This is a genomic window from Solibacillus sp., from assembly GCF_040273735.1.
Classification (GTDB): Bacteria; Bacillota; Bacilli; order Bacillales_A; family Planococcaceae; genus Solibacillus.
Genome location: NZ_JBELZM010000001.1, coordinates 54,257 through 80,619, shown reverse-complemented (window position 1 = coordinate 80,619; position 26,363 = coordinate 54,257). Strand labels below are relative to the sequence as shown.

The 26,363-nt window shown below is 38.8% G+C and carries 26 protein-coding genes; 8 read left to right on the top strand and 18 right to left on the bottom strand.

Going from position 1 to position 26,363, the window contains the following annotated elements; all coding sequences use genetic code 11:
* The first annotated feature begins 21 nt into the window (after positions 1-21).
* A complete protein-coding gene (locus ABS917_RS00405) occupies positions 22-1,230 on the top strand; it encodes a nucleotidyltransferase (protein WP_350477176.1) in 1,209 nt (402 codons plus the stop codon).
* Here the strand turns inward: ABS917_RS00405 and ABS917_RS00400 are convergent.
* Positions 1,227-2,276, bottom strand: coding sequence for a SepM family pheromone-processing serine protease (locus tag ABS917_RS00400; RefSeq protein WP_350477175.1), 1,050 nt, complete (start codon positions 2,274-2,276; stop codon positions 1,227-1,229). The genes ABS917_RS00405 and ABS917_RS00400 overlap by 4 nt on opposite strands.
* 212 nt (positions 2,277-2,488) lie before the next feature.
* On the opposite strand from ABS917_RS00400, the gene ABS917_RS00395 reads away from it, so the two are divergent.
* Entirely contained in the window at positions 2,489-3,367 is an 879-nt protein-coding gene (locus tag ABS917_RS00395; RefSeq protein WP_350477174.1) for a hypothetical protein, read from the top strand.
* Positions 3,368-3,489: 122 nt separating this feature from the next.
* On the opposite strand, the gene coaD is transcribed toward ABS917_RS00395, so the two are convergent.
* The 3 genes from coaD to ABS917_RS00380 are packed head-to-tail and all read right to left on the bottom strand — an operon-like array spanning position 3,490 to position 5,996.
* Positions 3,490-3,975 carry a pantetheine-phosphate adenylyltransferase gene (gene coaD / locus ABS917_RS00390; protein WP_350477173.1) on the bottom strand — a complete coding sequence of 162 codons (486 nt, stop codon included), beginning with the start codon at positions 3,973-3,975 and terminating at the stop codon, positions 3,490-3,492.
* On the bottom strand, positions 3,972-4,544 hold the full coding sequence (rsmD, locus tag ABS917_RS00385) for a 16S rRNA (guanine(966)-N(2))-methyltransferase RsmD (RefSeq protein WP_350477460.1): 573 nt from the start codon (positions 4,542-4,544) through the stop codon (positions 3,972-3,974). Before rsmD ends, coaD begins: the two co-directional genes overlap by 4 nt.
* A gap of 42 nt (positions 4,545-4,586) precedes the next feature.
* Positions 4,587-5,996, bottom strand: a complete 1,410-nt coding sequence (locus ABS917_RS00380) for an RNA polymerase II (RefSeq protein ID WP_350477172.1) — start codon at positions 5,994-5,996, stop codon at positions 4,587-4,589.
* Positions 5,997-6,049: 53 nt separating this feature from the next.
* On the opposite strand from ABS917_RS00380, the gene ABS917_RS00375 reads away from it, so the two are divergent.
* Positions 6,050-6,439 carry a DUF7147 family protein gene (locus tag ABS917_RS00375; protein WP_350477171.1) on the top strand — a complete coding sequence of 130 codons (390 nt, stop codon included), beginning with the start codon at positions 6,050-6,052 and terminating at the stop codon, positions 6,437-6,439.
* A gap of 7 nt (positions 6,440-6,446) precedes the next feature.
* Here the strand turns inward: ABS917_RS00375 and ABS917_RS00370 are convergent, their stop codons facing one another.
* The gene (locus tag ABS917_RS00370; RefSeq protein ID WP_008403430.1) at positions 6,447-6,719 is read right to left on the bottom strand and encodes a YlbG family protein; all 273 of its coding nucleotides are present in this window, start codon (positions 6,717-6,719) and stop codon (positions 6,447-6,449) included.
* 276 nt (positions 6,720-6,995) lie between these two features.
* On the opposite strand from ABS917_RS00370, the gene ABS917_RS00365 reads away from it, so the two are divergent.
* Complete coding sequence (locus tag ABS917_RS00365) at positions 6,996-7,904, top strand: glycerophosphodiester phosphodiesterase family protein (protein WP_350477170.1); 909 nt, start codon at positions 6,996-6,998, stop codon at positions 7,902-7,904.
* Between the two features lie 42 nt (positions 7,905-7,946).
* Here the strand turns inward: ABS917_RS00365 and ABS917_RS00360 are convergent, their stop codons facing one another.
* The 3 genes from ABS917_RS00360 to ABS917_RS00350 are packed head-to-tail and all read right to left on the bottom strand — an operon-like array spanning position 7,947 to position 11,045.
* A complete protein-coding gene (locus ABS917_RS00360; protein ID WP_008403432.1) occupies positions 7,947-8,393 on the bottom strand; it encodes a YlbF/YmcA family competence regulator in 447 nt (148 codons plus the stop codon).
* A gap of 48 nt (positions 8,394-8,441) precedes the next feature.
* Positions 8,442-9,941, bottom strand: a complete 1,500-nt coding sequence (locus ABS917_RS00355) for a UDP-N-acetylmuramoyl-L-alanyl-D-glutamate--2,6-diaminopimelate ligase (RefSeq protein ID WP_350477169.1) — start codon at positions 9,939-9,941, stop codon at positions 8,442-8,444.
* Positions 9,942-9,998: 57 nt separating this feature from the next.
* A complete protein-coding gene (locus ABS917_RS00350; protein ID WP_350477168.1) occupies positions 9,999-11,045 on the bottom strand; it encodes a CAP domain-containing protein in 1,047 nt (348 codons plus the stop codon).
* A 148-nt stretch (positions 11,046-11,193) separates the two neighbouring features.
* Here ABS917_RS00350 and ABS917_RS00345 point away from each other — a divergent pair, with 148 nt between their 5' ends.
* Positions 11,194-11,550: a YugN family protein gene (locus tag ABS917_RS00345; RefSeq protein WP_008403436.1), complete on the top strand. Its 357-nt coding sequence runs from the start codon at positions 11,194-11,196 to the stop codon at positions 11,548-11,550.
* Between the two features lie 84 nt (positions 11,551-11,634).
* Here ABS917_RS00345 and ABS917_RS00340 read toward each other — a convergent pair whose 3' ends face one another.
* The 6 genes from ABS917_RS00340 to coxB all read right to left on the bottom strand — a co-directional run bounded on the left by ABS917_RS00340 (position 11,635) and on the right by coxB (position 17,679).
* A complete protein-coding gene (locus tag ABS917_RS00340) occupies positions 11,635-12,096 on the bottom strand; it encodes a DUF420 domain-containing protein (RefSeq protein WP_350477167.1) in 462 nt (153 codons plus the stop codon).
* Between the two features lie 86 nt (positions 12,097-12,182).
* Positions 12,183-13,094, bottom strand: a complete 912-nt coding sequence (gene ctaG / locus ABS917_RS00335; RefSeq protein ID WP_350477166.1) for a cytochrome c oxidase assembly factor CtaG — start codon at positions 13,092-13,094, stop codon at positions 12,183-12,185.
* Between the two features lie 559 nt (positions 13,095-13,653).
* The gene (locus ABS917_RS00330; protein ID WP_251689544.1) at positions 13,654-14,001 is read right to left on the bottom strand and encodes a cytochrome C oxidase subunit IV family protein; all 348 of its coding nucleotides are present in this window, start codon (positions 13,999-14,001) and stop codon (positions 13,654-13,656) included.
* Position 14,002: 1 nt separating this feature from the next.
* Positions 14,003-14,629, bottom strand: a complete 627-nt coding sequence (locus ABS917_RS00325) for a cytochrome (ubi)quinol oxidase subunit III (RefSeq protein WP_350477165.1) — start codon at positions 14,627-14,629, stop codon at positions 14,003-14,005.
* Positions 14,629-16,569, bottom strand: coding sequence for a cytochrome c oxidase subunit I (locus ABS917_RS00320; RefSeq protein ID WP_350477164.1), 1,941 nt, complete (start codon positions 16,567-16,569; stop codon positions 14,629-14,631). The genes ABS917_RS00325 and ABS917_RS00320 overlap by 1 nt, the downstream gene beginning before the upstream one ends.
* 39 nt (positions 16,570-16,608) lie before the next feature.
* Complete coding sequence (gene coxB, locus ABS917_RS00315) at positions 16,609-17,679, bottom strand: cytochrome c oxidase subunit II (protein ID WP_350477163.1); 1,071 nt, start codon at positions 17,677-17,679, stop codon at positions 16,609-16,611.
* 895 nt (positions 17,680-18,574) lie between these two features.
* Between coxB and ABS917_RS00310 the strand changes: the two genes are divergently transcribed.
* Positions 18,575-19,486, top strand: coding sequence for a COX15/CtaA family protein (locus tag ABS917_RS00310; protein ID WP_350477162.1), 912 nt, complete (start codon positions 18,575-18,577; stop codon positions 19,484-19,486).
* Positions 19,487-19,666: 180 nt separating this feature from the next.
* On the opposite strand, the gene pyc is transcribed toward ABS917_RS00310, so the two are convergent.
* Genes pyc through ABS917_RS00295 form a run of 3 tightly spaced genes read right to left on the bottom strand, consistent with a single transcriptional unit; the run spans position 19,667 to position 24,633 of the window.
* Positions 19,667-23,101 carry a pyruvate carboxylase gene (gene pyc / locus ABS917_RS00305; protein WP_350477161.1) on the bottom strand — a complete coding sequence of 1,145 codons (3,435 nt, stop codon included), beginning with the start codon at positions 23,099-23,101 and terminating at the stop codon, positions 19,667-19,669.
* A gap of 17 nt (positions 23,102-23,118) precedes the next feature.
* The gene (locus ABS917_RS00300) at positions 23,119-24,291 is read right to left on the bottom strand and encodes an FtsW/RodA/SpoVE family cell cycle protein (RefSeq protein WP_350477160.1); all 1,173 of its coding nucleotides are present in this window, start codon (positions 24,289-24,291) and stop codon (positions 23,119-23,121) included.
* 60 nt (positions 24,292-24,351) lie between these two features.
* Complete coding sequence (locus tag ABS917_RS00295; RefSeq protein ID WP_350477159.1) at positions 24,352-24,633, bottom strand: Fpa/YlaN family protein; 282 nt, start codon at positions 24,631-24,633, stop codon at positions 24,352-24,354.
* A gap of 170 nt (positions 24,634-24,803) precedes the next feature.
* Between ABS917_RS00295 and ABS917_RS00290 the strand changes: the two genes are divergently transcribed.
* Positions 24,804-25,304 carry a peptidyl-prolyl cis-trans isomerase gene (locus ABS917_RS00290; protein WP_350477158.1) on the top strand — a complete coding sequence of 167 codons (501 nt, stop codon included), beginning with the start codon at positions 24,804-24,806 and terminating at the stop codon, positions 25,302-25,304.
* Between the two features lie 12 nt (positions 25,305-25,316).
* Positions 25,317-25,520, top strand: a complete 204-nt coding sequence (locus tag ABS917_RS00285) for a YlaI family protein (protein ID WP_350477157.1) — start codon at positions 25,317-25,319, stop codon at positions 25,518-25,520.
* Positions 25,521-25,598: 78 nt separating this feature from the next.
* On the opposite strand, the gene ABS917_RS00280 is transcribed toward ABS917_RS00285, so the two are convergent.
* Positions 25,599-26,237 carry a fucose permease gene (locus ABS917_RS00280; protein WP_350477156.1) on the bottom strand — a complete coding sequence of 213 codons (639 nt, stop codon included), beginning with the start codon at positions 26,235-26,237 and terminating at the stop codon, positions 25,599-25,601.
* Between the last annotated feature and the right edge of the window lie 126 nt (positions 26,238-26,363).

Here is a 26,363-nt window from a genome sequence, read left to right as displayed (position 1 = left end):
TTTAGCGTAAGGGGGAAGTTTATGCAAGCCGTCGGTATAGTTGTTGAATATAATCCATTTCACAATGGCCATCTGCATCACGTAAACGAAGCAAAGCGCACAACGAACAGTGATGTTGCGGTTGCTGTTATGAGCGGTCAATTTTTACAGCGAGGAGAGCCCGCACTCGTCGACAAATGGTACCGGACGAAGATGGCACTCGCAAGCGGAGTTGACGTCGTAATTGAACTTCCTTATATTTTCAGCACCGCTCAGGCAACTGGTTTTGCTTCTGGTGCTGTACAACTATTGGAAGCAATGCAATGTACGACATTAGCATTTGGGAGCGAACAAGGAAGCATCACGCCGTTTCTCAACACTTATCACTTAATTGAAAGCAACCGAACACTCTATAACTCCATTATTAAAGAAACAATTCAGCAAGGCAAAAGCTACCCGCAAGCTCTTTTTACGGCATATGAACAGCTTAAACAACTTTCCCCGAATGCATACATTGATTTAGGGCAACCAAATAATATACTAGGCTTCCATTACGTCGAAGCAATTGAGCAGCTACAGACAGTTATGAGACCTGCTACCATTCAGCGAATCGCTGCAGGATATCATGATGCGATCGATACAGACAGCGAAATCGCAAGCGCTACCGGGATTCGTCAGGCATTGTTCAGCGGTAAGTCTCTCGAGCAGGTTACACAATATTTACCCGGGCCAAGTATTGATCAACTTGGACACTGGCAGGCAGAACATGGGCGTTTTGCAAGCTGGGAAAGCTTTTGGCCACTTTTGCAGTATGCCATTTTAAGACATACGCCACAGCAGTTAAAACAGTATGCAGACGTATCTGAAGGACTTGAAAACTCACTTATTAAATATGCAAGAACGAGTTCAAACTTTGAGGAGTTCATGAATGCGTTAAAATCGAAGCGTTATACATGGACAAGACTCCAGCGAATGCTGACACATATTTATACCGGGGTCACGAAAGAGCAGTTACATGCTTATTCAAGCCCTACATATATTCGAATATTGGGCATGACACCTTCTGGACAGCAATATATTTCAAGTATTAAAAAGTCCCTTTCGCTGCCGCTCATCAGCCGAGTTGCAGCTGTCATTGATCCTATATTGGCCATCGACCTGCACGCTACCCAAATGTACCAATTAGGCATACAGCAATTTTCAAATAAAAAAATAGACGAAGATTATAAGACTCCGCCTATTCGCTATTAATTTTTCGGTTGTAGTTGGTTTAAATAATTCAGGGCATCATCAATTGTTTTAACAGGAATGACTTTCATGTCGGAATTAATGGCTTTTGCTGTTTGAGCTGCCACCTCATAATTTGAAGTAATGCTTGGGTTATACTCAAGCATTTCTTTTGTTATTTCATCATCAGGTGCAAAGAAAATATCAACACCTTCTTTATCCGCAGAAACAATTTTCTTCTCAATACCGCCAATTCGACCTACCGTTCCATCCTCCAGCATTTCACCGGTACCTGCAATTTCATAGCCTTTTGTTAAATCTTCATCGATCAGCTGATTTAACAGCTCTAGTGTAAACATTAATCCGGCTGATGGTCCGCCAATATCTTCTGTTTTGACGGTCACTTTCGGATCGGTTTTGATTGATTTGCTTTCTGAATAGGTAATACCGATACCAATACGCCCTTCAGAACCTGGTATTTCTTTAATCTCCAACGTTTCGTCAATAAGTTTTCCATCACGTTTTACAACTAGATTAATCTTATCTCCCTTTACTTTCGGTGTAATGAGAGTAAGAAACGTCTCCAAACTATCAATACGCTCATTATCCACTTCCACAATTTCATCTCCCGGCTTTAAATGTCCGTCTGCCGCACCATCTTCAAGTACATTCAATACATAAAGACCTTTGTACGTCACTTGATAATCAAGGCCGGCTCGATTGAACGCTACATACGTTGCATTAAACTGGGAGTCCGTCATATATTTCAATTGACGAACATTATACTCTTCGTCATCTTCTTCCTCTTGTCGCACATCTGTTAATTTTACAATATCATAATAATTCGCGAAGGCTGCCATCGCATAAGTTAACGGAGTTGCCTGCCCCATTGCAACGGTTGTCATATAAAATGAACCTTCATCGTCCTGGTCCCCATTTTGTATCGCCAAAAAATCGCTTACATTATATGTACCACCCGGTTTAGTAATATAATAATCCAACCTATAAAAAGACAAACCCATTAATATAATTAGAAACAGGCCAAATGCTATTTTCCCTTTATTCCCCATTTATTTAGACTCCTCTATAATTGATCGATTTCGCATTGGCATAATTGTAGCAGGACTAATTTTTGTCAGGTACCAACAAATTATAAGACGGTTTGATGTCAAAATTCGTTCCTTAAAAATTACATGCCGATTAGTTGAAATACTAATTTAAACTTCAATTGCATACAATTAGTGTAGCATTTGAACGAGTGAATGACAAAATATTGAAAAGGATGAAAAATATTTGGACAATCCTTTTATGTATTACATTAATTAGTTTATTATTATTTTTCCCGGAAATGACACATGTAGGCGCAGACATTGGTGTATCGCTATTTATGGAAGCTTTGTTTCCATATTTATTGCCGTATTTAGTATTGACGACATGGCTTTTAAAATTGACGCATTCTTACAACAATGCGCCCTTTATCGTTTTTTTGCAAACTTACGGAATTAGTGCCATCGGAGGGTATCCTACAGGTGCTGCTACAATTACGCAACTCGTTAAACGTAATTCGATCACAAAGCAGCAAGCCGCCTATTTGCTCGGCATTTGCCATTGTCCAAGCCCGCTATTTTTATTCGGTTTTGTCGGAAGCGATTTATTAAATTCTACAACATTCAGCTGGCAATATTTAATTTTATTACATAGCTTTTCATTCATTTTATTAATCGCCGTATATAAATTTACTACTCCGCTTTCAAAAGAAGTGCATAAAGCACCTAAAGACCCGACACCATTTACATCAAGTATCAAGGAAAGTGCGCCTACAATATTAATTGTTGCAACAACAATCATTTTTTTTACGACGATTTACCAAGTGTTTCTACATAGTGTCGAAGTGGTTTTCAAATCAATTCCTACCTATTTAGAAATTGGAATTGCCAGCTTTCTTGAGGTGACGAACGGGTTACATTTGCTGCACCAGCAACTCTATGGCGACATGCTTATATTTCTCACTGTCGTATTTTTGACAACACAGAGTTTAAGTATTCACCTGCAAGTAATCGTAATTGCCCGATCTGCCAATATTGCGATTCGTCCGTATATTTTCACGCGTGTTGTTTACAGCATTGTGATCCCACTTCTATTTTTCCTGCTGTTTTTGTAAAAGATTTTTTAATAATATGCGTATATTACAGTTGCGGGCGGGAGATTTTCCGCGGGCACAGCTCCATTGCATACAAAAAAGAGCTTCTGTGTATGGACGTTATCCTTCACAGAAGCTCTTTTTTATTTAGCGAATTTTTCGTTTAGTGCTTGTTCAACATGAGCTGGTACGAGCTCACTTACATTTCCGCCGTATTTGGCTACTTCCTTAACGATGCTAGAACTTAAAAATGAATACTGATTTTTTGACATGATGAAAAATGTTTCAATATTTTCATCAAGCACTCGGTTCATCGAAGTAATCTGCATTTCATATTCAAAGTCGGAAACAGCCCGTAAACCACGTACAATGGCTTTCGCATTTTTTTCACGGGCATAATCGATCAGCAGTCCCGAAGAAGTTTCAATTCGAATATTCGGCAAATCTTTTGTCACTTCTTTAATCAAGGCTGTGCGCTCTTCAATTGTAAACAATGGCTTTTTAGCTGAGTTATTTAATACTGCGACATATACTGTGTCAAAAACATCGGCTGCCCGGCGAATGATATCAATATGACCATTCGTAATCGGATCAAAACTTCCAGGTACTACTGCGATTTTTTCTGTCAAACGATTTCTCCCTCTTCCTCTTCGTGACGATAAATAGAAATGATCGTACTGCCGTATTCTTCTTGTCTAACTAGGTTAAAACGGCCGTAGTTTTCCGGCAACGTGACTTCCGTTGAATGCTCGCACATAATAATTGCATCATGCGCCAACTTCCCGCCTTCAACAAGTGTTTCGACTAAATCATAATATTCTTTTTTGTGATATGGCGGATCCAAAAATAGATAATCAATGACGATATCTCTTTTTAATAAAGCCTTCACCGCACGCATCGCATCTGTACGAAATAGCTCAGATACATCCTCATAACGGCATTTTTTTATATTTTCCAGGAGCACTTGGAAAGCACGGGCATCTTTCTCGATAAACAGTGCATGATCTGCCCCGCGACTTAGCGTTTCGATACCAAGTCCGCCACTCCCGGCAAATAAATCAACCGCCAAACCACCATTAAAGAATGGTCCAATCATATTAAAAATGGATTCCTTTACTTTATCTGTTGTCGGTCGTGTTGTATTTCCTGTAATCGCCTTTAAAGGCATCCCTTTTCTGTCTCCTGCAACAACGCGCATGATTTTCACCAAACTTTCCTACTAAATCGTGTCCGTAATTTTTTAAGGCGCCGAAATATTAATTCGGTCTTCCGTCTTTTCAATTTCAACTATAAACAAACGCTGTAACCACGATTCCTCAATGAAATATTGGCCCGCAACTTGTTTAACCGGTAAAGATACCGTGTCATAGCGTCGCTGATTAAATACATAAAAACCAGGTTCAGTCGGGAATCTGAATTCACGCGTTTCACTTACTACATAATACCCATGTTTTCCAATACTTACATCATAACCGATTGATTCCAGCAGCAAATCTGCACCGTACAATACTTCGCCATCTTTTAAAACAACTTGAACGGCAGGCTGCTTTTCCGAATTGACGTATAAATTCCGCGGGTCATTATATAAAAACGGATAGGATTTTTCAGATTGTGCGTTCATTGAAATATATTTCGTAGAAGCTCCCAATACTTCAGACAGCTCCTTGTCGAGCAGTTCTCCACTGATCTTTTCGCCTTCTAATTCCTGTAAACGTTCTTGCCAATCCGTCAGTTGCACATCCGTTAATTGGGCAGTAATTGTAGCAGCGACTTCTTTTGTTTTCTCACCACCAAATACAGTATCCGTCAAAAATGATGCCATTAATTCTTTCAGCCAATACGGACTGTCACCAAAATCATAGGATTCTTCCAGTTGAGTAATCAGGACCTTTTGCTGGACCTTCGCCACTGTTACATTAGGCACAAAAAGCATACGGAACCCATCAACCCCATCTATATTTGTGCCATTAATGATTGCAAGATGTTCATTGCTTAAAAAGTTGACTTTTTCTAGCTTTTCATAAAATGCAGCTTTTAATGGGGTTCTTGAATAAATGGAAACAACGCCTACTTCATTTTGCAGCGCAAAGTCCCCATCTTGCCAAAACAGATCTTTCACTGAACCTTGCCCACTAAACATTGAATAGTTGACGAGTGACAAATTTTGCTTACCGATTAACGGCAAACCTGTTACCCACTGCCCTTTTACTTCTTTTTCAGTGGAAATATGCACCGTAGAGAACTGAACATCACCGTTTTTTAAAGTAGCAAAGACATTTTTCATAAGCTTACGGGACTGTAAGCCGTTCTTTAATGGAATGACATAGGAAATCGATTGTGCCCGTGTTTCTCCGGCTTTAAACTTCGTGGAGTCTTCATTTAAACGTGCACAGCTATGTTCATTTTCTATAAAACAATCAGGATTAATGGAAGCTTTCGGCCATTCAATCGTTAGTTCTTCATTCGGCAAATTTTTGAAATGCTGGCGAACATCCAAGCTTTCGCCACGATATACAATTTCAATTTCCTGAGAATAACGATAGCCTTTTTCAATCGAGTCCACTTTATCCGAATAAACTTGGAACTGCATAAAAAGTATAGTTCCGATTAGTATCGTTAAAAATGAAAAAATACTAACGGCAATTTTCAAGTGCCTGACCTCCTGCATCATGTTACTATTATAAAGAAAGGATGTGCTAAAAAATGATTCAACAATTTATCGAACTCGGTCAAGGCTATGGCGATATATATGAGCTTTGCGAACTGGTCAAAACAAATGAGCATCGATTCCATAATGCATTTATTTTCACTGCAACTCAGGATGGCAATACAGTCGCTTCACTAGCGGTGGCTTTTAAACCATCAGGTGAAAGCAAATTCATGCCAATATATATTTGCCGCGAAGGGATTCCATATAGCGAGGAAAAACTGTCAAAGCGAATTGAGATATTTAAACAAACGATTCAAGATGTTAAGCAGCAAGAAAACATTCTTGAAATTAAACACTCATCTGTCTTTTCGGAAAAAAATCAATATTATCAATACTTAATTGGTATTTTGAGATTAAATCGTTACATACCACCGATGCAATAAGTAAAAATTATAAACCTATTTTATAATCATATTCTTTTGCTTTATCCGGCTTTGCATTTTCAAATTCGTTTTTAACAAATGGACGGTATGATTCAACAACGTCTTTCACAAACGGAAGGCGTTGTATTTTATTTTTTAATGTTTCGATTTCGTCTCGATTACAATAAATCACAACATATTTTAATCTCCTGGAGATGAAATTTACGTGACCATACTTTCTTAACGACTTCGCATGTTTTAATTGATGAACGTATATAATTAAACCTTGTCTTTCATTCATGGAAAACTCCCCGTTTCTTCATAAAAAAATTTATATTCAGCTAAATCATGCAACAAATTCCTGTAAATTCCCTCAGTTTCAAGCCGTCTTTTTCACTAAAAGCATACCAAATGTGCAAATTGTTAGCAACAGAGTTTAGACAGTTCCACTTCTTTTCCGTTATAATGGAGAATAGTAGAGTGAGATATACACTTCATACTATTTTAAGCTTTTTAAACTCATTTATTGCACATAGCTTTCAGCGAAACAATGTACGGTTAGAGGAGGACGAATTTAATGGGTAAGAAAACAAAAGTAGCTTTAGCAATCGCGGCGGCTAGTGCGGCGGCATGGGCAGGAACAAAAGCGATTTCAAAGCCGCAAAAACGTGAATCAAAAGAAGCATTACAATTTGAACGTCCAATTATTATCGCACAACATGGAGGCGCGGGTCTGGCACCTGAACATTCGTTACTTGCTTTTGAACAAGCAGCGGAAATCGGTGTGGATGGCTTTACAGTAAGTGTCCGCCTTTCAAAAGATGAAGAAATTATCGCTTTTCATGATGCAACGGTAGACCGCACAACAAATGGCTCTGGCTTTATTAAAGACTTTACATTTGAACAGTTAAAAGAACTGAATATCGGCTATAACTTTGAAGATTTAGAAGGTGCTTTCCCATACAGAGAACAGCATATACTGGCCGTGACATTACGCCAATTAATCGAAACTTATCCGGATAAACTATTTATCGTAAACATTCAAGATAGCCCAGACACATATGAAGGTAGTTTAATGCCTTCTAAACTATGGCGTTTAATCGAAGAATTAAATATTCAATACCAAGTAATTGTTACAAGTCCGTATAGCGAACAGATCGACCGCTTCAACTTATATGCGCAAAACCGCATCGCTCTCGGTGCCGGTGAAGGCGACATTAAAAAGGCGATGACTTCATTTACAAGTCAATTCGGTCATTTGTATCACCCAAAAGTGGACTTGTTCATCGTTCCATTAAAACAAGGTGTTTTCAATTACGATTCACCGCGATTTGTTAAGTTTTTATCTGAACTTAATGTACCGACGATTTACAGCGACATTGATGATCTCGTAACAATGAACCGTGTCATCCGGCAAGGGGCAATGGGAATCGTGACAAACCGCCCGGATATCGCAGAAGTACTCATCCAAAAAGTATCGCAATAACAAATAAAAGCTCCCGAAATTTTCGGGAGCTTTTTTATTACATTAAGCTGAACACGAACAACCGCCGCCAGTACCGCAACCGCTGCCACAAGAAGAGCTGCTCGCAAAGAACGGATTGCTTACCGGAACTTTTACAGCTTCCGAAACGGAATGACCAATGAGCAGGCTGATTTCATCAAGTAAATCCTGAAAATCATTTTCCGCCACTTTAAGTGCCGCAATTTGTTCATTCATATCGATCAGACGCTTTTCTGTTCGAATTTTTTTCATAATTATATTGTAATCAGGATGATATTTGCCAAAGCGTTGTACATCCTCATATTGGTCTTTTAATCGTTGAAAGGCCATAATTTGTGCGCTTAATTCCGCATCCTCGTATACTGCCTTTTTCGCAAGTCGAAGGTTTTCGGCTTGCTCAGAGGAAAGGATCATCGCATTTAATTCATCGACCTCATCTAAAATAAAAACCCAATCAGAAGTCATGAGCATTGTTTATTCCTCCAATCTCACTTTATCATAACAGAATTGAAGGGAAAATCAATGATTGTTCAACCGGCGTTTTTCCAATTGTCTTACCATTTCACGAACAAATACTAAATCGGAAAAGTATTTTTGCTTTTCTCCAATTTGCTGTGTTTTCTCATGACCTTTTCCTAGCAGAACGATTGTATCGCCTTCTTCCGCATAATTAAGTGCATGCTCGATCGCTTCTTTTCGGTTGAGGCACTCAATATACTCCTGTGAAGAAGAAAAACCTTCACGAATCTGCTTATTGATCTGCTGGGGATTTTCATTTCGTGCATTATCTGTCGTTAAAATAATATAATCCGCATAAATCGATGCGATCATTCCCATTTTTGGCCGTTTTGCCTTGTCTCGGTTACCACCGCAACTAAACATTACAATTAACCGATGCTTTGTATGTTTTTTTAGTGTTTGCAAAATCATTTTCATCGCATCCGGTGTATGGGCATAATCGACGACGATCGATAAGCCTAACTGATTTTTCACGTGCTCAAACCGACCTTCAGGCAAAACTAGATTTCCGATTGTATTGCATACATCACTTAACGGAAAATCAAGCTGCGCAACACAGCTTATCGCTGCAAGTACGTTGCTGCATTGATAGTCTCCCACTAACGGGATGTGCACTATATGCTTCTCTTTCTTATGTTGAATACAACAAGTTGTTGATGCTGGTCCGTCAACTAGCGTTTGGAAAAAGTAGTCGACATGGCTCCCCTTGCCGAAAAAAATACGCTTGCCTTTTGTCGCTAAACCAATGGAACGACAAACACTGTCATCACTGTTTATAATATTTTTTTTCGCCAAGGTCGATAAAATCTGTTTGGATAGTTTGTAGCGTTCAAAACTACCATGGTCTTCAATGTGATCTTCTGTCACATTCAAGAAAATACCGATATCAATATCACAATGATCCAGACGGTGCTTTTCCAGACCAATGGACGAAGCTTCCAGAACAACGTAAGGTACATCAAGACGGATTGCTTCTTTAAACAAAAATTGAATATTTTTCGCCTGTAATGTTGTCAATGCTTCCATTTCCGGATAACATTTTTCCTGGTCTATAAAAACACCGTTCGTACCGATTACCATAGTACGCTTATCCAACTGGTTTAGAATTTGTCCGATAAAATGCGTAACAGTTGTTTTGCCGTTTGTACCTGTTACCGCAATCACGGTTAATGCTTCTGCGGGGAAATTATAAATTTTTGCACTTGCATAGGCAATAAAACTCAAACAATTCGGTACCCAAATAATCGGTACAGGTAAATCGGCTTCATTAAAGTAATTTTCATCATCTACTACAATTGCTGCTGCGCCTTTCTCCAAAGCGCTATCAATATACGAAATACCACTCGACTTATTTCCCTTCCTGGCGATAAAAGCATCTCCAGGTAAAATAAGATTCGCATCGTCTTCCACTCGTTTTATTTCCACTCTAATGGAGCCCTTCATAGTGCACGGCCAATCTTTAATCAATTCTCCAATTTGCACGGTTTCACTCCTTACCATACTTTATGAAGACAAAAAAAAAACGCTACATATCGCAGCGTTTTATTTTTAATTTTTTTATTTCTGTTTCACATACAACTGTGTATAGTAATTCATAAAAGCTCCTGAACCGATATGCGTAAATTCCTCATCCGTAAGTAATGTACGATGTTCTTTCGAGTTCATCCAGCCATGAATTACCTCAATGGCATCTTTATAATTTGTTGCCACATTGACACCATGCTGCTCATAGCTCTGCTGCACTTCATTTAACTGGTCTTCAATCTTATATTCATCTGTCACTTGAGAATCCATCATTTCTAAAAACATATGTTCACTATTATAATCCGCCAAGGAAGCAAGCGTATCAGAAGGGAGTAAAGTAGGCAATCCATTTTGTACACGCAAGGAATTTGCCAAATCCGTCAATTGTCTCCGGTTCGCCAAATTAATATCAATTTGCATATAGCTGGAAGGAGTACTTGTTTCAAAGAGCTCCCCTATAAATTGCATTTCATACGGCTTATGTAATACGAGTGTTTCCCCATCCAGAAAACGGATACTGTATAATTGATTCGTTTCGTGATCTATGTATAATTGCGCATACAGATTATCATATTTTACTAGAATACGATCATGTAAATCTTGTTCATTCATTGCAAATATATAAATATTCTCCTCAAGTTCAACTGTTATTTCCTGCCCTAATACTGTTGTACGATAAATATCGTCCAATTGCTCTCCGATTACAAACGGTGCTATATCAAATTCACTGTTATTTGTATAAATCTGATTTACTCGATCTTCCTTCATACTGACCATTAACAGGCCATTGTCTGTATCGTAAATCCACCATTCATACCCATATTCCGATGGATCGATTCGCTTTGGAGTACTGTATGTTTCCAATACGTCCTTCGATGTTTTTCCTATTAATGTAGAAATACCTGTAGCTGGTCGCGGAAGATACTGTTCAGTCGGCATGGAAGGTTCCAGTTCGACTAAAGGTTTCGAAATGCTAGGCGGTCCTTCCAATAATTCTGTCTGAGAGGATTCTTCATTTGAAAAATAAACGACAATCCCGATACAAGTTGCAATAATTAATATGCGAAATAAAACTTTCATTAAAATCCTCCACCGTTATTTTAGGTAGTATAATTATACCAATTTTGGACGCTATGACACAATGTTGTCATTGCATCAATTACCATTTTGTTCTATTATTAGAATTGACCGTAAACTTATGTACGATAGGCAAAGGGAGGATAAAGAAATGTATTTTGAAAACACACAACTCGAACATGTTAAAGTTGATCAAGAAGTTTTAACGACAGTAATGGGCAAATTCGGTTTAGAGTGCCACGGTGCATGGGACTATGACCGAATGACATTTGACCGCTGCTATGATGTACGTGAAGGTCGTTTTTATTTACGTGTTTTTTGTAATGCAGTCTCAGGTGATGTAGGTGCACATAATGCAACTTTAAATATCAACAAACCTGCAATTGGAAAATACTATTATCCACATGGTGTTGAATACACAGATGAGGTATTCCCAGGACATCTTGTAAAAGAATGCGAAAAAGTACTGGCAGATGTTCGCAGAGAGCTATCAGCATACGGTATTTAATCCCTTTAAAAGCTGGCAACCCAACCCAGCTTTTTTTATTTGCCAAAAAAGCTCCCTATATCAAAATATAGGAAGCCTTAAAATTTAAAATCCTAAAATTGCTTTAAAGACAGACGTTGTTTCGCCGCCTTCATAAATAACATAAAGCAGTGAATATACAATAACACCGGTAATTGCTACGAAGAACCAGATAATACTTGTAATTGCACCAATACGGCGGTGTAATTTCAGCTTTGATTTAAAGCCTGAAATCAAGCTTGTCAGTCCAAATACTGCCCCAACAGTCGCTAATGTAATATGGAATACTAAAAAGATCGTATAATATATTTTCAGCTCATCCGGTCCACCGAAGGCCGTATTACCAATAAACACTGTTCGTGATACATAAATGATAAAGAATGCCAGTGCCGATACACCCGCTGCCATCATTACTTTTCTATGTGCTTCCACATTCCTCTTTGCGATCAATACCCAGCCAATTGCTACGAGCACTGCACTAATTACAATAAACGCTGTGCTTATTGTGGGTAATATAGGTAAATTCATTTTCAAATCTCCAATCTTACTTAATCTATCAATATGAACAACACCAGTATGTTGATTGCTCCAATTGTAAACAGTTTATCATTTTATTAGTACTGCGTTCTATTTTGAAACTCTTTCAAAGCATTATCCGTAATTTCCTGCTGATTCGAACGCTCTGTATTCCACCACTTACGGAAAATTTTAAACAAAATAACGCCAAATATAATTTCCTGAATAATTTTCATCAATACGCCGCCGACTTGCTGATCACTTAATAAATCCATACTAGAGAACAATTCCGGACCAGATAATGTAAGTCCTGATAATGTAGAGGAAGGAACACATAATTCCATCGCCTTCAGCCACATGTCACTATCACTGTATGTACCGTACATCGGGCTCGAAGCAAATATAATAAGCGCACAGGCTGGTGTTATCAACACCGCATTTGAGGCAATATACGCCAATTTAGTCATATTCTTCATTTCATGCTGCCCATCCACATTATTCAATAATGGCCAGTACATGAAAATAGCAGAAATAAATAAAATCGCTGTATAAGCCAGGTGGTATAATTCGTTTAATTTAATCGTGTCAAATACAGATGGTAAATGATAGACCGAAAATAAGCCAATAAAGACGATAATAGAAACGAGCGGTTTTGTGAAGATTTTAAAAATCGTTCGCATAACCGGTGCTTCCACAATCACTTTCCAAACCCACCAGGGAATTCCTTTTATAAAGAATATCGGCACTAATAATAATAAAAATGCCATTTGCGTCATATGCATCGTAAACATAATATGACCAAGCAAATCAATTGGAGATCCTTTAATTATATAAAAAGAAATGATTCCTAGTACAAAATAAGTTGCTTCGCTTTTCTTTAACGGTTCACTCAATTTAAACTTTTCTCGCCATGTAACAGTCAGTAAAAAATAGAAAGCCGTTACAAGTAGTAAACACCCGAATAAATATGGGCTCCATAATGCTTGAAAACCGAATATACTTATTGGCATATGATTATGCTCCTTTAAACATCATTAATTTTATCCCGCATTAACGTGTAGTAATTTATCTGCCTTGAAAGCGAAGCGACAGAGGCAAAACTTCCGTCTCTTTACTTAAGCAGGGCGAAAAGGAGAGGCAAGGAGATCAACTACCTGTAAAAGCCCGATCGGTTCGGGCCAACATGATGTTGGTCACACAAGCGTTGTCACAGGACGTGACGGTCTTAGTTTGTGTTCCTTCTAATTTATTGGGGAATGAAGCCCCCCCACTAATTGTACTTTCACTTTATTATAGATGGCATTTTCTCCAACATCAATGAAAGAACTATGACAATTGCTTGAATCAAACATGTATTTTGCATACAGGTTAGACCGTACATTATTTAAAATGAAGCTAAGTCAACCTTCCCACCCAATTAACACCATTAATTTCCATTGCGGGCGGACGCTTTCCGAATGCATCGGTAGTCGTTCCGATAAATATGTGGCTATATAACTCACTCTGCAAACATTCGTTAATAACAAAAAACGCCCCCAGCATTTGCTAAGGACGTCAATTGTTATGCGCTTAATTACCCCACCAAATAATTGTTGTAAACGCCAGGAAGAACGTGAACGCGATGAAGGCTGCACTCCAGATGAAGAACTCAATTACACCAACCATATGTGTTGTGCGATCTTCCAAGTGCATAAAAGCATAAAGTTGCAGTACTACTTGTACTCCAGCCAATAATAAAATAATCGGAATGATAAATGTTGGAGCAAAGTCAGCCAGTACAGCGGCAAATGCGATAAAAGTCAGGAAAATCATGATCGCAAAGTTTACTACTTGTTTACGCATATGCGCTTTGGCATGTTCTCTGTCATATTCGAATTGTGCCTGAGTACGTACTTCTACATGAGTTTCGTGTCCCATTTTATCCAACCACTCCCATCAGATAGACTACCGTGAAAATGAATACCCATACAACGTCGATGAAGTGCCAGTACAGTGAAGCTGCAAAGAACTTCGGTGCATTGTATAAGTTCAATCCACGGCCACTATTGCGGATGATTAATCCGGTAATCCAAACCAAACCGATAATAACGTGCAAACCGTGCATCCCTACGAGCGTAAAGAACGCAGAAGAGAATGCCGATTGTGTATAACCAAACCCGATGTGTATATAGTGCTGGAATTCATAGATTTCCAGTGCAAGGAAGCCTAACCCTAATAAAACTGTAATCCCCATCCAAGTACGAACACCGGAATAGTTAAAGTTTCTCATATGGTACATAGCATATACAGAAGTTAATGAAGATGTTAATAATAACATTGTCATCACAAACGCCAACGGTAATTCATAAAGTTCCTTTGCCGAGAATTCCATCCCTGCCGGACCGCTATCTTTAAGCGCGATATATGTAGCAAATACACTCGCGAATAATACTGTATCCGATGCCAGGAAAATCCAAAGTCCAACTAACTTGTTTTTCCCTTCTAAAGTAGCTTGTTCAGGGTGTTTCGGCCAAGTTTGTGGAGTAAATTTTTGATTAAGATCCATTACTTGTTACCCCCTTTATTACCTGTTGCACGGTAGTGAGCTAGATCCGCTTCCACTTGTTCAATTTCCGGAACTGTTACATGGAATCCTAAATCGTCTTTAAATGATCGAATAATCATACATGCAATTGTCAACCCAAGACCACCAATCATCAGCGCTAAAGAGATGGCAGGTGTTGTACCTGTAGCTGTACCAGCCTGAACTTGATCTCCCCAAGGGCTGTATAGAGCACCAAATGCAGCAATCATCATTCCGATTGACATAATGAACGGCAGTATTGAATTGTTTGGCATATGAATTTCACCTAATGGCTCAGCATAGACCATACCTTCTTTGTTGCCTTCTTCTTTTTCAATCCAATAAGGATCATAACCACGAATAAGTGGTGTTTGTTTAAAGTTATAGAATGGCAGCGGTGTTTCAAGCGCCCACTCAAGTGAACGACCATCGCCCCAGTAATCACGACGGTTAACCGGTTCAGATTTAATCGATAATATTGCATCGATTACTAATAATACTACCCCGATTCCCATCATAATAGCACCGATTGACGAGATAAAGTTGAATAAATCCCAACCTTGACCTTCCATGTATGTGAATACACGACGTGGCATACCCATTAATCCTAAGAAATGCTGGATGAAGAACGTTAAGTGGAATCCGATAAAGAACATCCAGAAAGTAATCATTCCCAGTTTAGGATTTAATGCACGGTTAAACATAATTGGCCAGTAGAAATGCGCTGAACCGAATAATCCTGTTACGATACCACCTACAATTACGTAGTGGAAGTGAGCAACGATAAAGTAAGAATCATGCAGCTGATAGTCAAGTGGTGCAGTTGCCTGCATTACCCCTGTAACCCCGCCTGCAACGAATGAAGGGATAAATCCAAGTGCATAAAGCATCGGCACCGTAACTTTAATCGAACCGCCCCAAATTGTAAGAATCCAGTTGAATACTTTCATCCCTGTCGGAACAGCGATCGCCATTGTAGCAACAGCGAAAATTGCGTTCGCAGTAGCACCTAAACCAACTGTGAACATGTGGTGGGCCCATACCATGAAGCCTAAGAAACCGATTAAAATTGTAGCGAATACCATTGATGAGTAACCGAATAAACGTTTACGAGCGAAAACCGGAATAATTTCCGAGAATAAACCGAATGCCGGCAGTACTAAGATGTATACTTCAGGGTGACCGAAAATCCAGAATAAGTGCTCCCAAATAATTGTATTACCACCCATTGTATGATCAAAGAAGTTTGCCCCAAACATACGGTCAACTAACATTAAGAACAATCCACCAGTAAGTGGAGGGAATGCGAATAAAATTAGTGAACTTGCCACTAAAGTCGTCCAAGTGAATAAAGGCATACGCATGAACGTCATACCAGGTGCACGCATCGTAATAATTGTTACGATGAAGTTAATACCTGAAATTAACGTACCCGCTCCCGAAATTTGCAGACCAAGAATATAGAAGTCAATACCATGGCCCGGTGAATATAAAGATAATGATGCATAAGAAGTCCAACCTGCATCAGGTGCTCCACCTAAAAAGAATGATAGGTGAAGGAATACTGCACCAATAAAGAACAGCCAAAATCCTAATGAGTTTAAAAACGGGAATGCAACATCACGCGCACCAATTTGAAGTGGTACGACCGCATTCATAAAGGCAAATATTATTGGTGTTGCTGCTAAGAATAGCATCGTTGTGCCGTGCATTGTTAATAGTTCGTTAAATAGGCCTGCAGAAATGAATGTACTTTCAGGGAACATTAATTGGATACGCATCAGTAACGCTTCAAATCCCGCAATTGCGAAGAACAGAGTACCGGCAGCTAAATACATGATTGCGATCTTTTTGTGATCGACCGTTGTTAAATAGTCCCATACATGTGCTCCAAAGCCCTTTTTCTGTGTAACAGAGCTCACACCTTTAACCTCCTTCAATATTTCTCTCTAATGTATAAATTACTTTTCAACTGATAATGTCATTAAATAGTCAGCAATTGCCTGTGCTTCTTCCCGACTAACATTGTATTTACCTGTCATTGTGTTACCTGGTTTATACGGTTCAGGATCGATAATCCATTCAGTCGTATTTTCAACTGTATGTTCCAAGAAACCAGCAACACGGTTACGGTCGCCGAAAGTTGTTAAGTTAGGACCTAATCCATTGCCTGCAACGCCGGATACTGCGTGACATCCTAAGCAAGAGTTGGCAAATGTCGCTTCACCTAAATCAGACGACTCTTTATCCGCTGTGGCACCTTCAGTACCCTGCATTGCTGTAACCCATGCGTCGAACGCTTCCGGTTCAAGTGCTTTTACTTTGAAGTCCATTAAAGCATGTGAAGGACCACATAACTCCGCACATTTACCATAGAACACGCCTTCACCATCGTTTAACCCCGCTGATTCTCTATCAAACTGTAAATAGAATTTGTTAATACCATCAACGTTAGTATCCATCTTTCCGCCAATAGCGGGAATCCAGAATGAGTGCTTTACATCAGATGCAATTAAGTTGAAGTACACTTTTTCTCCCGTTGGAACTACCAGTTCCTGAGCTGTGATGATACCTTGGTTTGGATATTCAAATTCCCACCAGTATAACTTTGCTGTTACATTTACTGTAAGTGCAGTATTGTTACCGCTTTCGTCTACTTCGTCCATTGCAGCAACATTCGAAAATTTATACGTATAGTGCAGCGTTGGAACAGCTAAGACTAATAATAAAATAATTGGAATAACTGTCCAAATCACCTCTAAAGTATGGCTGCCTTCCACTTGCTTCGGCATATGGTCTTCGCCAACTTTTGAACGGCGGAATTTAAAGAAAGCAACTAAATAAATTGTCGATACGACAATAACGACTAACGCCATAATAGCTATGGATAAATATAAGATGTTTAATTGCTCTTTACCGACTTGACCAGATGGACGAAGCGTCGAGATATACTCTTCACCACATGCTGAAAGGAATACTGTCATTACTGTTAATAACGAGAATAAACGCCATTTTTTAAGCCCTTTCATCATAGCTTAATAAACCCCTCTTTCTTTGTTGTATTTTCATGTGTAACCATGACTGCGGTTCTGTCTATGTGAATTCTTGTACAGTGCAATACTGTACTGGAAAGAATCCCGATTTTTTAGCCGCCCACTACTTGCTGCTTCCCTTTATGTTCAAATATTGATTAGTCTCCTGTTCTTCTAATCGAGTGAAGTAAATTACAGATCGATCGGAAAAATTCTAATATATTTGAGTAAAGTTTCACTTAAATAAAATGGCTCAGAAAATTATAAGTCCTCACATGCTGACAGCAGTCACTGCTATCGGTTACAAAAATCCGCTTACGCAATAAGTTGGATTTTTCAATTACTGAGACATTTTTACTTACATCCCATTTTACTGCTAAATTCTAGTTTATACTATTTTGCTAGAAAAATAAGCAAAAAATCTAGAAAACTTCAATTCTTCTTTAAGTCTTCAGTAATGTGAAGTACCGATTTCTATCTTTATAAGTGCAAGAAAACTTAAAGAATAATTGTGCTAAAAATCTCTATAGTTCGACGGGTTTTTGGTAAAAGGGTCCAATAACTTACTTCTCCTTTCAAATTTGTAAGCATATTCCGTTACCATAACTATATCTAAATTTGGATAGGATTTCTAGACGTTTCATGAAATTTCAAACTACTTCACGTCAAACTTGACGAAACATGCAGAAATCTCTATCAACAACTATATAGTAATGCATTTTTTGCCAATATTTGTGAATGCAAGGAGACGAATTTATGAACAATTTGTGAAAAAATGGTTGCGTTTACAATGGAATCCTGAATATGGTTGTATTTTTCAGATATTTTCGCTATTATCTAAAATTAGAGACGCTCTTTGTAGCGAAGCGAAAATTAAAGTAGGTGAGCTCATTTTATGCATCAAAAATATTATAAATTTCTAAAATGGTTTGCTGTTTTGTCTACCCTCGGCATGTTGCTCATCCTTCAAGGTGGAGCACTAGTTACAAAGACGGATAGCGGTTTGGGCTGTGGAAGAAACTGGCCGGACTGCAACGGTTCATTAATACCGAAAGAAATTACAACAGAAGTATTAATTGAATTTTCTCACCGTCTTGTAACCGGGACAGTATCCATTTTTATCCTCATTCTTGTTATTTGGACCTGGCGAGCACTAGGTCATATTCGTGAAGTTAAGCTTTTAGGATTTTTGGCGCTGTTCTTCCTAGCTCTTCAAGCACTCATTGGAGCTGCCCAAGTATTATGGGGACAAGGTGACTTTATTTTAGCGTTACATTTCGGAATTTCATTAATCTCATTTGCGGCTGTACTGCTGCTTACCTTGATTGTATTTGAAGTCGACAAAAAATTTGATGCCGATCGATTGTACATGAGCAGGAAATTAAAAATACATACTATTTGCGTTACTTTATATTCATATATAGTTGTTTATACTGGGGCTCTTGTACGTCATACCGATGCTAGTCTTGTCTGTCCGGACTGGCCGTTCTGCCGTAATGATCAGCCAATGACGATGCCGTACAATATGTATGAGTGGGTTCAGATGGGGCACCGTTTTGCAGTGTTAATCTTCGTAATTTGGATTGCCTATATTGCTGTCCATGTTATCAGAAACTACAAGAGTCAGCGGATTATTTTCTGGGGCTGGACAATCGCTATTTCACTTGTAATTTTACAAGTCATTGCCGGCATGCTTGTAGTCCTGTTAAAACTTCACTTATTCGTTTCATTGATGCACTCGTTATTAATTACACTTCTATTTGGTTTATTATGTTATTTGATCATGCTAGTTTCAAGGTCGAAATAAGTTAAATATTTTAAATAGAAAAGGGAGATTGCACTTTGCACTCTTCCTTTTTTTTCGTTAATAACAAATTGATGTTGCGCCACTGTAAAGCTCACGCGGATAAAGGAAAAATAAAAAAAAGCGCCGCAAATTTTAATTCAAAATTGCAGCGCTTTTCACTTTAAGCCAGATAGAGTTGTCCTATTCTAATTCAATAAGCAGATCGCCAGTTGAAATGGCGTCTCCTGCTTTTGCATAGATTTCTTTTACAATACCGTCTTTTGGCGCTTGGACTGTTGTTTCCATTTTCATCGCTTCAGTAATTAATAAGTGCTCGCCACGTTTTACTGTGCTTCCTTTATTAACAACGACTTTTAGAACAGTACCCGGCATTGTTGCGCCGATCTGGTTCGGGTTGGACGGGTCGGCTTTCAGTGCAATGCTGCCGTCTACTTCAACCGTTAAGTCTTGAATTACCAGTTCACGGGACTGGCCATTCAGTTCAAAATAGATAATACGTGTTCCGTCATGCTGCGGTTCACCGATTGATACTAGCTTTACAATCAGTGTCTTTCCTTTTTCGATTTCTACTTCAATTTCTTCGCCAATTTTCAATCCATAGAAGAATGTAGGCGTATCGAGTACAGAAACATCGCCGAATGCATTCACAGCATCAATATATTGCTCAAATACTTTCGGGTAAAGCGCATATGCCAGTACGTCTTGTTTAGATGGTGCTCGTCCATACTTTTCAGTCAATTCTACTGTCAGCTGATCAAAATCAACCGGCGGCAATAATTCTCCTGGACGAACCGTAATAGGCGTACGATCCTTCAAGACAACTTTCTGAATTTCCACCGGGAATCCGCCATGTGGCTGCCCTAAATAACCTTGGAAAAATTCAATAACGGATTCAGGGAAATCAATCGTTTGTCCACGCTCAACAATATTGTCTTCCGTTAGATCATTTTGTACCATGAATAATGCCATATCCCCTACTACCTTTGATGACGGCGTTACTTTTACAATATCACCGAACATTAGATTTACACGGGAATACATTGTCTTCACTTCATCCCAACGGTCGCCTAAACCGACTGCTTTTGCTTGCTGCTGCAGGTTACTGTATTGACCGCCAGGCATTTCGTGTACATAAATTTCAGAATGTGGTGCATTCATGCCACTTTCGAAATCAACATAATATTTGCGAACATCTTCCCAGTAGTATGACAATTTTTCCAGGCTATCGATATCTGCACGCACGTTTCGCTCAGAACCTTTCATTGCATAGTACAATGAGTTTGCGCTTGGCTGTGATGTTAAACCTGCCATTGAACCTAGTGCTGTATCAATAATATCAACACCCGCTTCAATTGCTTTCGCATATAAGAAAATTCCGTTTCCGCTCGTATCATGTGTATGCAAGTGGATTGGCAGACTAGTCGCATCTTTCAGCTCGGAAATAAGTCGGTATGCAGCTTGTGGTTTCAGTAGTCCCGCCATATCTTTGATTGCTAAAATATGTGCGCCCGTCGCCTCTAGTTCACGTGCCATATCTTTGTAGTATTGAACCGTATATTTCGCTCGGCTGTCATCTAAAATATCGCCCGTGTAACAGATTGCCGCTTCCGCCACTTTTCCGCTATTGCGTACTTCATCGATTGCTACTTCCATTCCTTTAATCCAGTTAAGCGAGTCGAAAATTCGGAAAACGTCCACACCTGAAGAAGCGGATTCCTGAATGAACTCACGGATCAGATTATCCGGATAGTTCGTATAACCTACCGCATTCGCACCGCGTAACAACATTTGAAACAGAACATTCGGAATTTTCTTTCTAAGTTTTTCCAAACGGTCCCATGGATTTTCGCTTAAGAAACGGTATGCAACATCAAACGTTGCCCCACCCCACATTTCAAGTGAAAAATAGTCATGCATTAGACGAGATGTTTCGTCTGCAATTTCTAGCATATCCTGTGAACGTACACGCGTTGCAAGCAATGATTGATGGGCATCACGGAATGTCGTGTCTGTCAGTAGAACATCCTCTTGTTCTTTAATCCATCTCACAAGTCCGTCAGCACCCCGCGCATCAAGAATTTGCTTAGTGCCTTCTGGAGAAGGAATAAGAATATCTACTTTTGGCTTATCTGGTTGTACAAAAATCGGCTTTGTACGTTTTTCAACACCTGGGAATCCATTTAATGTCACATTTCCGATATAGTTTAATAGTTTTGTACCACGGTCTTTACGTTCCGGGAATTCAAACAATTCCGGTGTCGTATCAATAAAGCTCGTATCAAATTCACCTTTTATAAATTTTTCATGTAATACAACATTTCCTAAAAACGGAATATTCGTTTTCACACCTCGAATACGGAACTCACGTAAGTTACGGTCCATTTTTGCCGCGGCTTCTTCAAACGTCATTCCCCATGTCGAAATTTTTACAAGTAAGGAATCATAGTATGGTGTTACTACAGCGCCCTGGAAGCCATTTCCTGCGTCCAGTCGAACACCAAAACCGCCACTTGAACGGTATACCATCAGTTTCCCTGTATCCGGCATAAAGTCATTTGCAGGATCTTCCGTTGTTACTCGAGACTGAATCGCGTAACCGAACAGCGGAATTTTGTCCTGTGCCGGAATTCCTACTTCTTTCGAATGAAGATCAAGCCCTTCTGCAACTTTAATTTGCGCATGCACAATATCAAGTCCGGTAATCATTTCAGTAATCGTGTGTTCAACTTGAATACGCGGATTTACTTCAATGAAATAAAATTGATTGTCTGCAACTAAAAATTCTACAGTCCCTGCATTAATATAGCCGACGTTTTTCATCAATTTTACGGCCGCATCACAAATATCATTGCGGAGCTGTTCAGAAATAGAATTTGACGGTGCAATTTCCACTACCTTTTGGTGACGTCGTTGAATTGAACAGTCACGTTCATATAGATGCACAATATTGCCGTGTGTATCCCCGATAATTTGTACTTCTATATGCTTCGGTTTAATAATCGCCTTCTCTACATATACTTCGTCCGAGCCGAATGCAGCTTTTGCTTCCGATTTTGCACGCTCATATGCTGATTGCAGTTCTTCTTTGGAATTAACTAAACGCATTCCACGTCCGCCACCGCCAAGAGCCGCTTTAATCATGATCGGGAAGCCATAGGTTTCACTGAACTGTTCTACTTCCTGCAAGTTTGCTACAGGACCGTCTGTACCTGGAATAACCGGAATTTCCGCAGAAACTGCCTGTTCACGCGCTTTAACTTTATCGCCAAACATATCTAGATGCTTAGAAGTCGGTCCAATAAATTGAATACCTTCTTCTTCACAACGGCGCGCAAAATCAACATTTTCAGATAAAAAACCGTAACCAGGATGAATCGCATCCACATTGGCCTCTTTTGCAATCTTAATGATGCCTTCAATATCCAAATAAGCATCAATCGGTTTTTTGCCTACGCCAACGATATATGCCTCGTCTGCTTTATAGCGGTGATAAGATCCGCTATCTTCACGAGAATAAATTGCCACTGTTTTAATATGTAACTCATTACAGGCGCGTAAAATACGGATGGCGATTTCGCCTCGGTTTGCGACTAAAATCTTTTGAATCGACTTCATTTCTCCTTAACCCCCAATTACTTTCTTTTTTCCAATTTGTGATGTGTGGATACATTAATAAGTATCCCCATTGCCACTGAGAGCAATAATATAGAAGTACCGCCATAGCTTATAAAAGGTAACGTTACTCCGGTTAACGGGATAAGTCCCGATAATCCACCTAAATTAATAAAAGTCTGTAATCCTATCCATGTAGAAATGCCCGCCGCTAACATTCGTGCAAGCGGATCTTTTGTTGACATCGCGATATAATAACCGCGCATCACAATAAAGCCTAAACCAAGAATAACAATTGATACACCAAAAATCCCTAACTCCTCAGCAATAATCGCCATAATGAAATCGGTTTGCGGTTCAGGTACATATCCCAGCTTTTGAATCGACTGTCCGAGCCCTCGACCTTCCAAGCCCCCTGCTCCGATTGCATAATATCCGTTGACTACATGATAACCCGAATTAAGCGGATCACTGAAAGGGTCTATAAATGAAGTAATACGGCCTCTTCGGCTTGCGTTAAAAACCGTGTCCCATTTAAAGATTAAAATACCGATCATTCCGACAACCCCTAGAGCCGAGAGCAGTCCAAAAATTCTGCCGAGCGTCTTACCTCTAAGTCCGCTCGTAATAACAACAACAAGTGCTATGGCTACAATAATAACAAGTGCACCTAAATCAGTTTCAAAACCGACAACAAGTACGATAAATAGCCACATGCCCAGCGGATACGACACATCATCAAATGTTAACAGCTGCATCGAACCCCGGTTCACACTTTTACGGTAAAAAGTTCCCGCAAAGAAAATAATAATAAAGAGTTTGGCAAATTCAGACGGCTGGAAATTCATAAGGCCGAACAGGCTTATCCAACTCCTTGAACCATTAACACTATTGCCGGCTATTAAAAGCCATAACTCTAGTATAAACATAACTGCCAGCAAAAGACCTAATATTGATTTATTGGATAATCTTTTATAGGGTGTAATTACAGCGATTGTAAACAAAATTAACGCTAAAATTATATTGACGAGCTGGCGACTGTAATAAAAGTTCGGATCTGCATCATATTGAATAATAGAAACCCAAATACTTGAACTGTAGATCATGACTAGTCCAAATAACATCAACAAAATGTAAACGAACAATAACCCATAATCAAAATTGCGGAAATAATTTTTAAAATACTGTTTCATGTTATAAACCTCATCTTTGAAAAAAAAACTCAAACCGCAATGTAGCGTTTGAGTTTTCTTTTATTTGTCTGTATACGCATCATGTAATAAAGAAAGCTCTTTCTCTAACGAATCGAGAATTCGCTTACCTTGTTCACGTTCGATCAGCCCGAGTTTCGCGGCAAATTCAATTTCACGCGATAAACCAAACATTTGTGTATCTAAAACTTCTTCATATAACGGACAAGATGGCATTGTCAGATTATCCATTTGTACGCGAATTAATCGAGCAATTTTATCTGCATCCGCAGTTAACAGCTCTAATGCTTTTTCCTGAAAGGAAGCTTGTGCTTTCGTATCCATGAGGACGCCCCCATCTATGATATTTCTTCGATTCTATCTTAGTAAAGTGTATCTTTTTACATTCAAAAATGCAAGTGTCTTTGTATGTTTTGCATTCAATTCAATTATATTTCTTTCTATGAGGAATCGCGTTATAATTATGAAGGAACTTAGTGAAGGGGGACTTACAAATGACCGAAACAATCATTCCAATTAAAGGCGCGGTTAAATTTGAACTAACATTAGATCCTACTGTATGGATTTTTGATGATCGTAAACTAGATCTGAATACATATTTTGTTTCAGAAAAAGTTGAAGAAAATAACGAAAAATATTTACGTGATATGGGTGCACACTGGTCGCGTGAAATTATGGAAGGTGCAGTATTTCCGCCTACATTGAAAACTGAACGTAAATTTGACCGTAAAGGCATGATGACAGGCACATTCGGAATGGCAATCAAACCATTTTTAAAAAATGCCGAACTTGCTGATGGAGCAAATGAAGTTGTTTTTGAATGTACAACAGACGAGGAATTTGTATTTCCATTAGAGCAGGCTGAAAGTTTCATTTTCAAATTCAGCCAAGATGGAAAGCCACTTTTAGAAGATGGACCAGTACATGTGTTATTTGCAGATGGTTCAAATGTTGAAAATCCAATAAAAAATGTGCGTGCGATTCGTATTCAATAGGAGGATTTCGTCATGCGTGTAAAATGTGTCATATGCGATACACTACATGAACTACCAAACGATTTACCTTTAGCGAAAAAATTACGCAATCGTCCCATCCATACGTTTATGTGCACAACATGTTCGGAACGTATTTCCGATAACACACATAAACGAATATCAACAGGAAAATTCCGCTTTTTCCGAACATCCTCGAAATTTGATGAAGAGTTTTAAAATAGGATTTGGAAAACCAAAAAACCATTTTTCTCATTGAGAAAAATGGTTTTTTTCTGTTTCTTTATAGGGAAATTATTAATAATCAAAAGACTGTTCGTGGAATTTAAAGTCAACGAAACTTTTCCCATCAATTTTGCTTAACTGGAAGAAATTCAATACTTCTGTTTTTACCCCTTCAAAAACACGTTCTTCATCAACAACATACGCTTCAACAGTCACTGGAATTTCACCAAATTGTGCTTTTACAGCCTCTGCAATTTGCTGTGCTGTTGCTTCTGAAACTTCTTCGTCCACTAATAAGTGCACAGTAGCTTTTTCCGCTTTCACATCTTCAAGTGCCGTTTCTTCTTCCAAGTCTTTCTGGAATACATTCGACATAACTAATATCTCTTCTCCAACGATTGGCTGAATCAGTTCATTTACTTGCATGTTTACGTTTTCACCATAATATTCGCCAAAATACTTACCGTCTTTTACTTCAAAATCATACACTGTTTTTGTTGTTTCGGATTGGACCGTCACTTCAAAATCATCACCGATTGCAGGTGCCGTAGATTTTGTAACGACAAATTGATCGCTATAAATTTCACTTAGTTCCGCTGCTGCATTATCTTCATTTTTCGCAGTTAATACTGCAGGTATAAAAATAACGCAAGATATAATAATTAGCGCTAAACCAACAATGATAAAGACTTGCTTTTTAGTAAGATTCATTTTCCTCTACTCCATTTTAGTTATTATCCCCAGTTATGAATTATAACGCTCCGAATAAAGCGTTTTCAATTAAACCGCCTTAAAAAAAGAAGGGAATGTGTCCAAATTAACACATCCCCCTCTCTA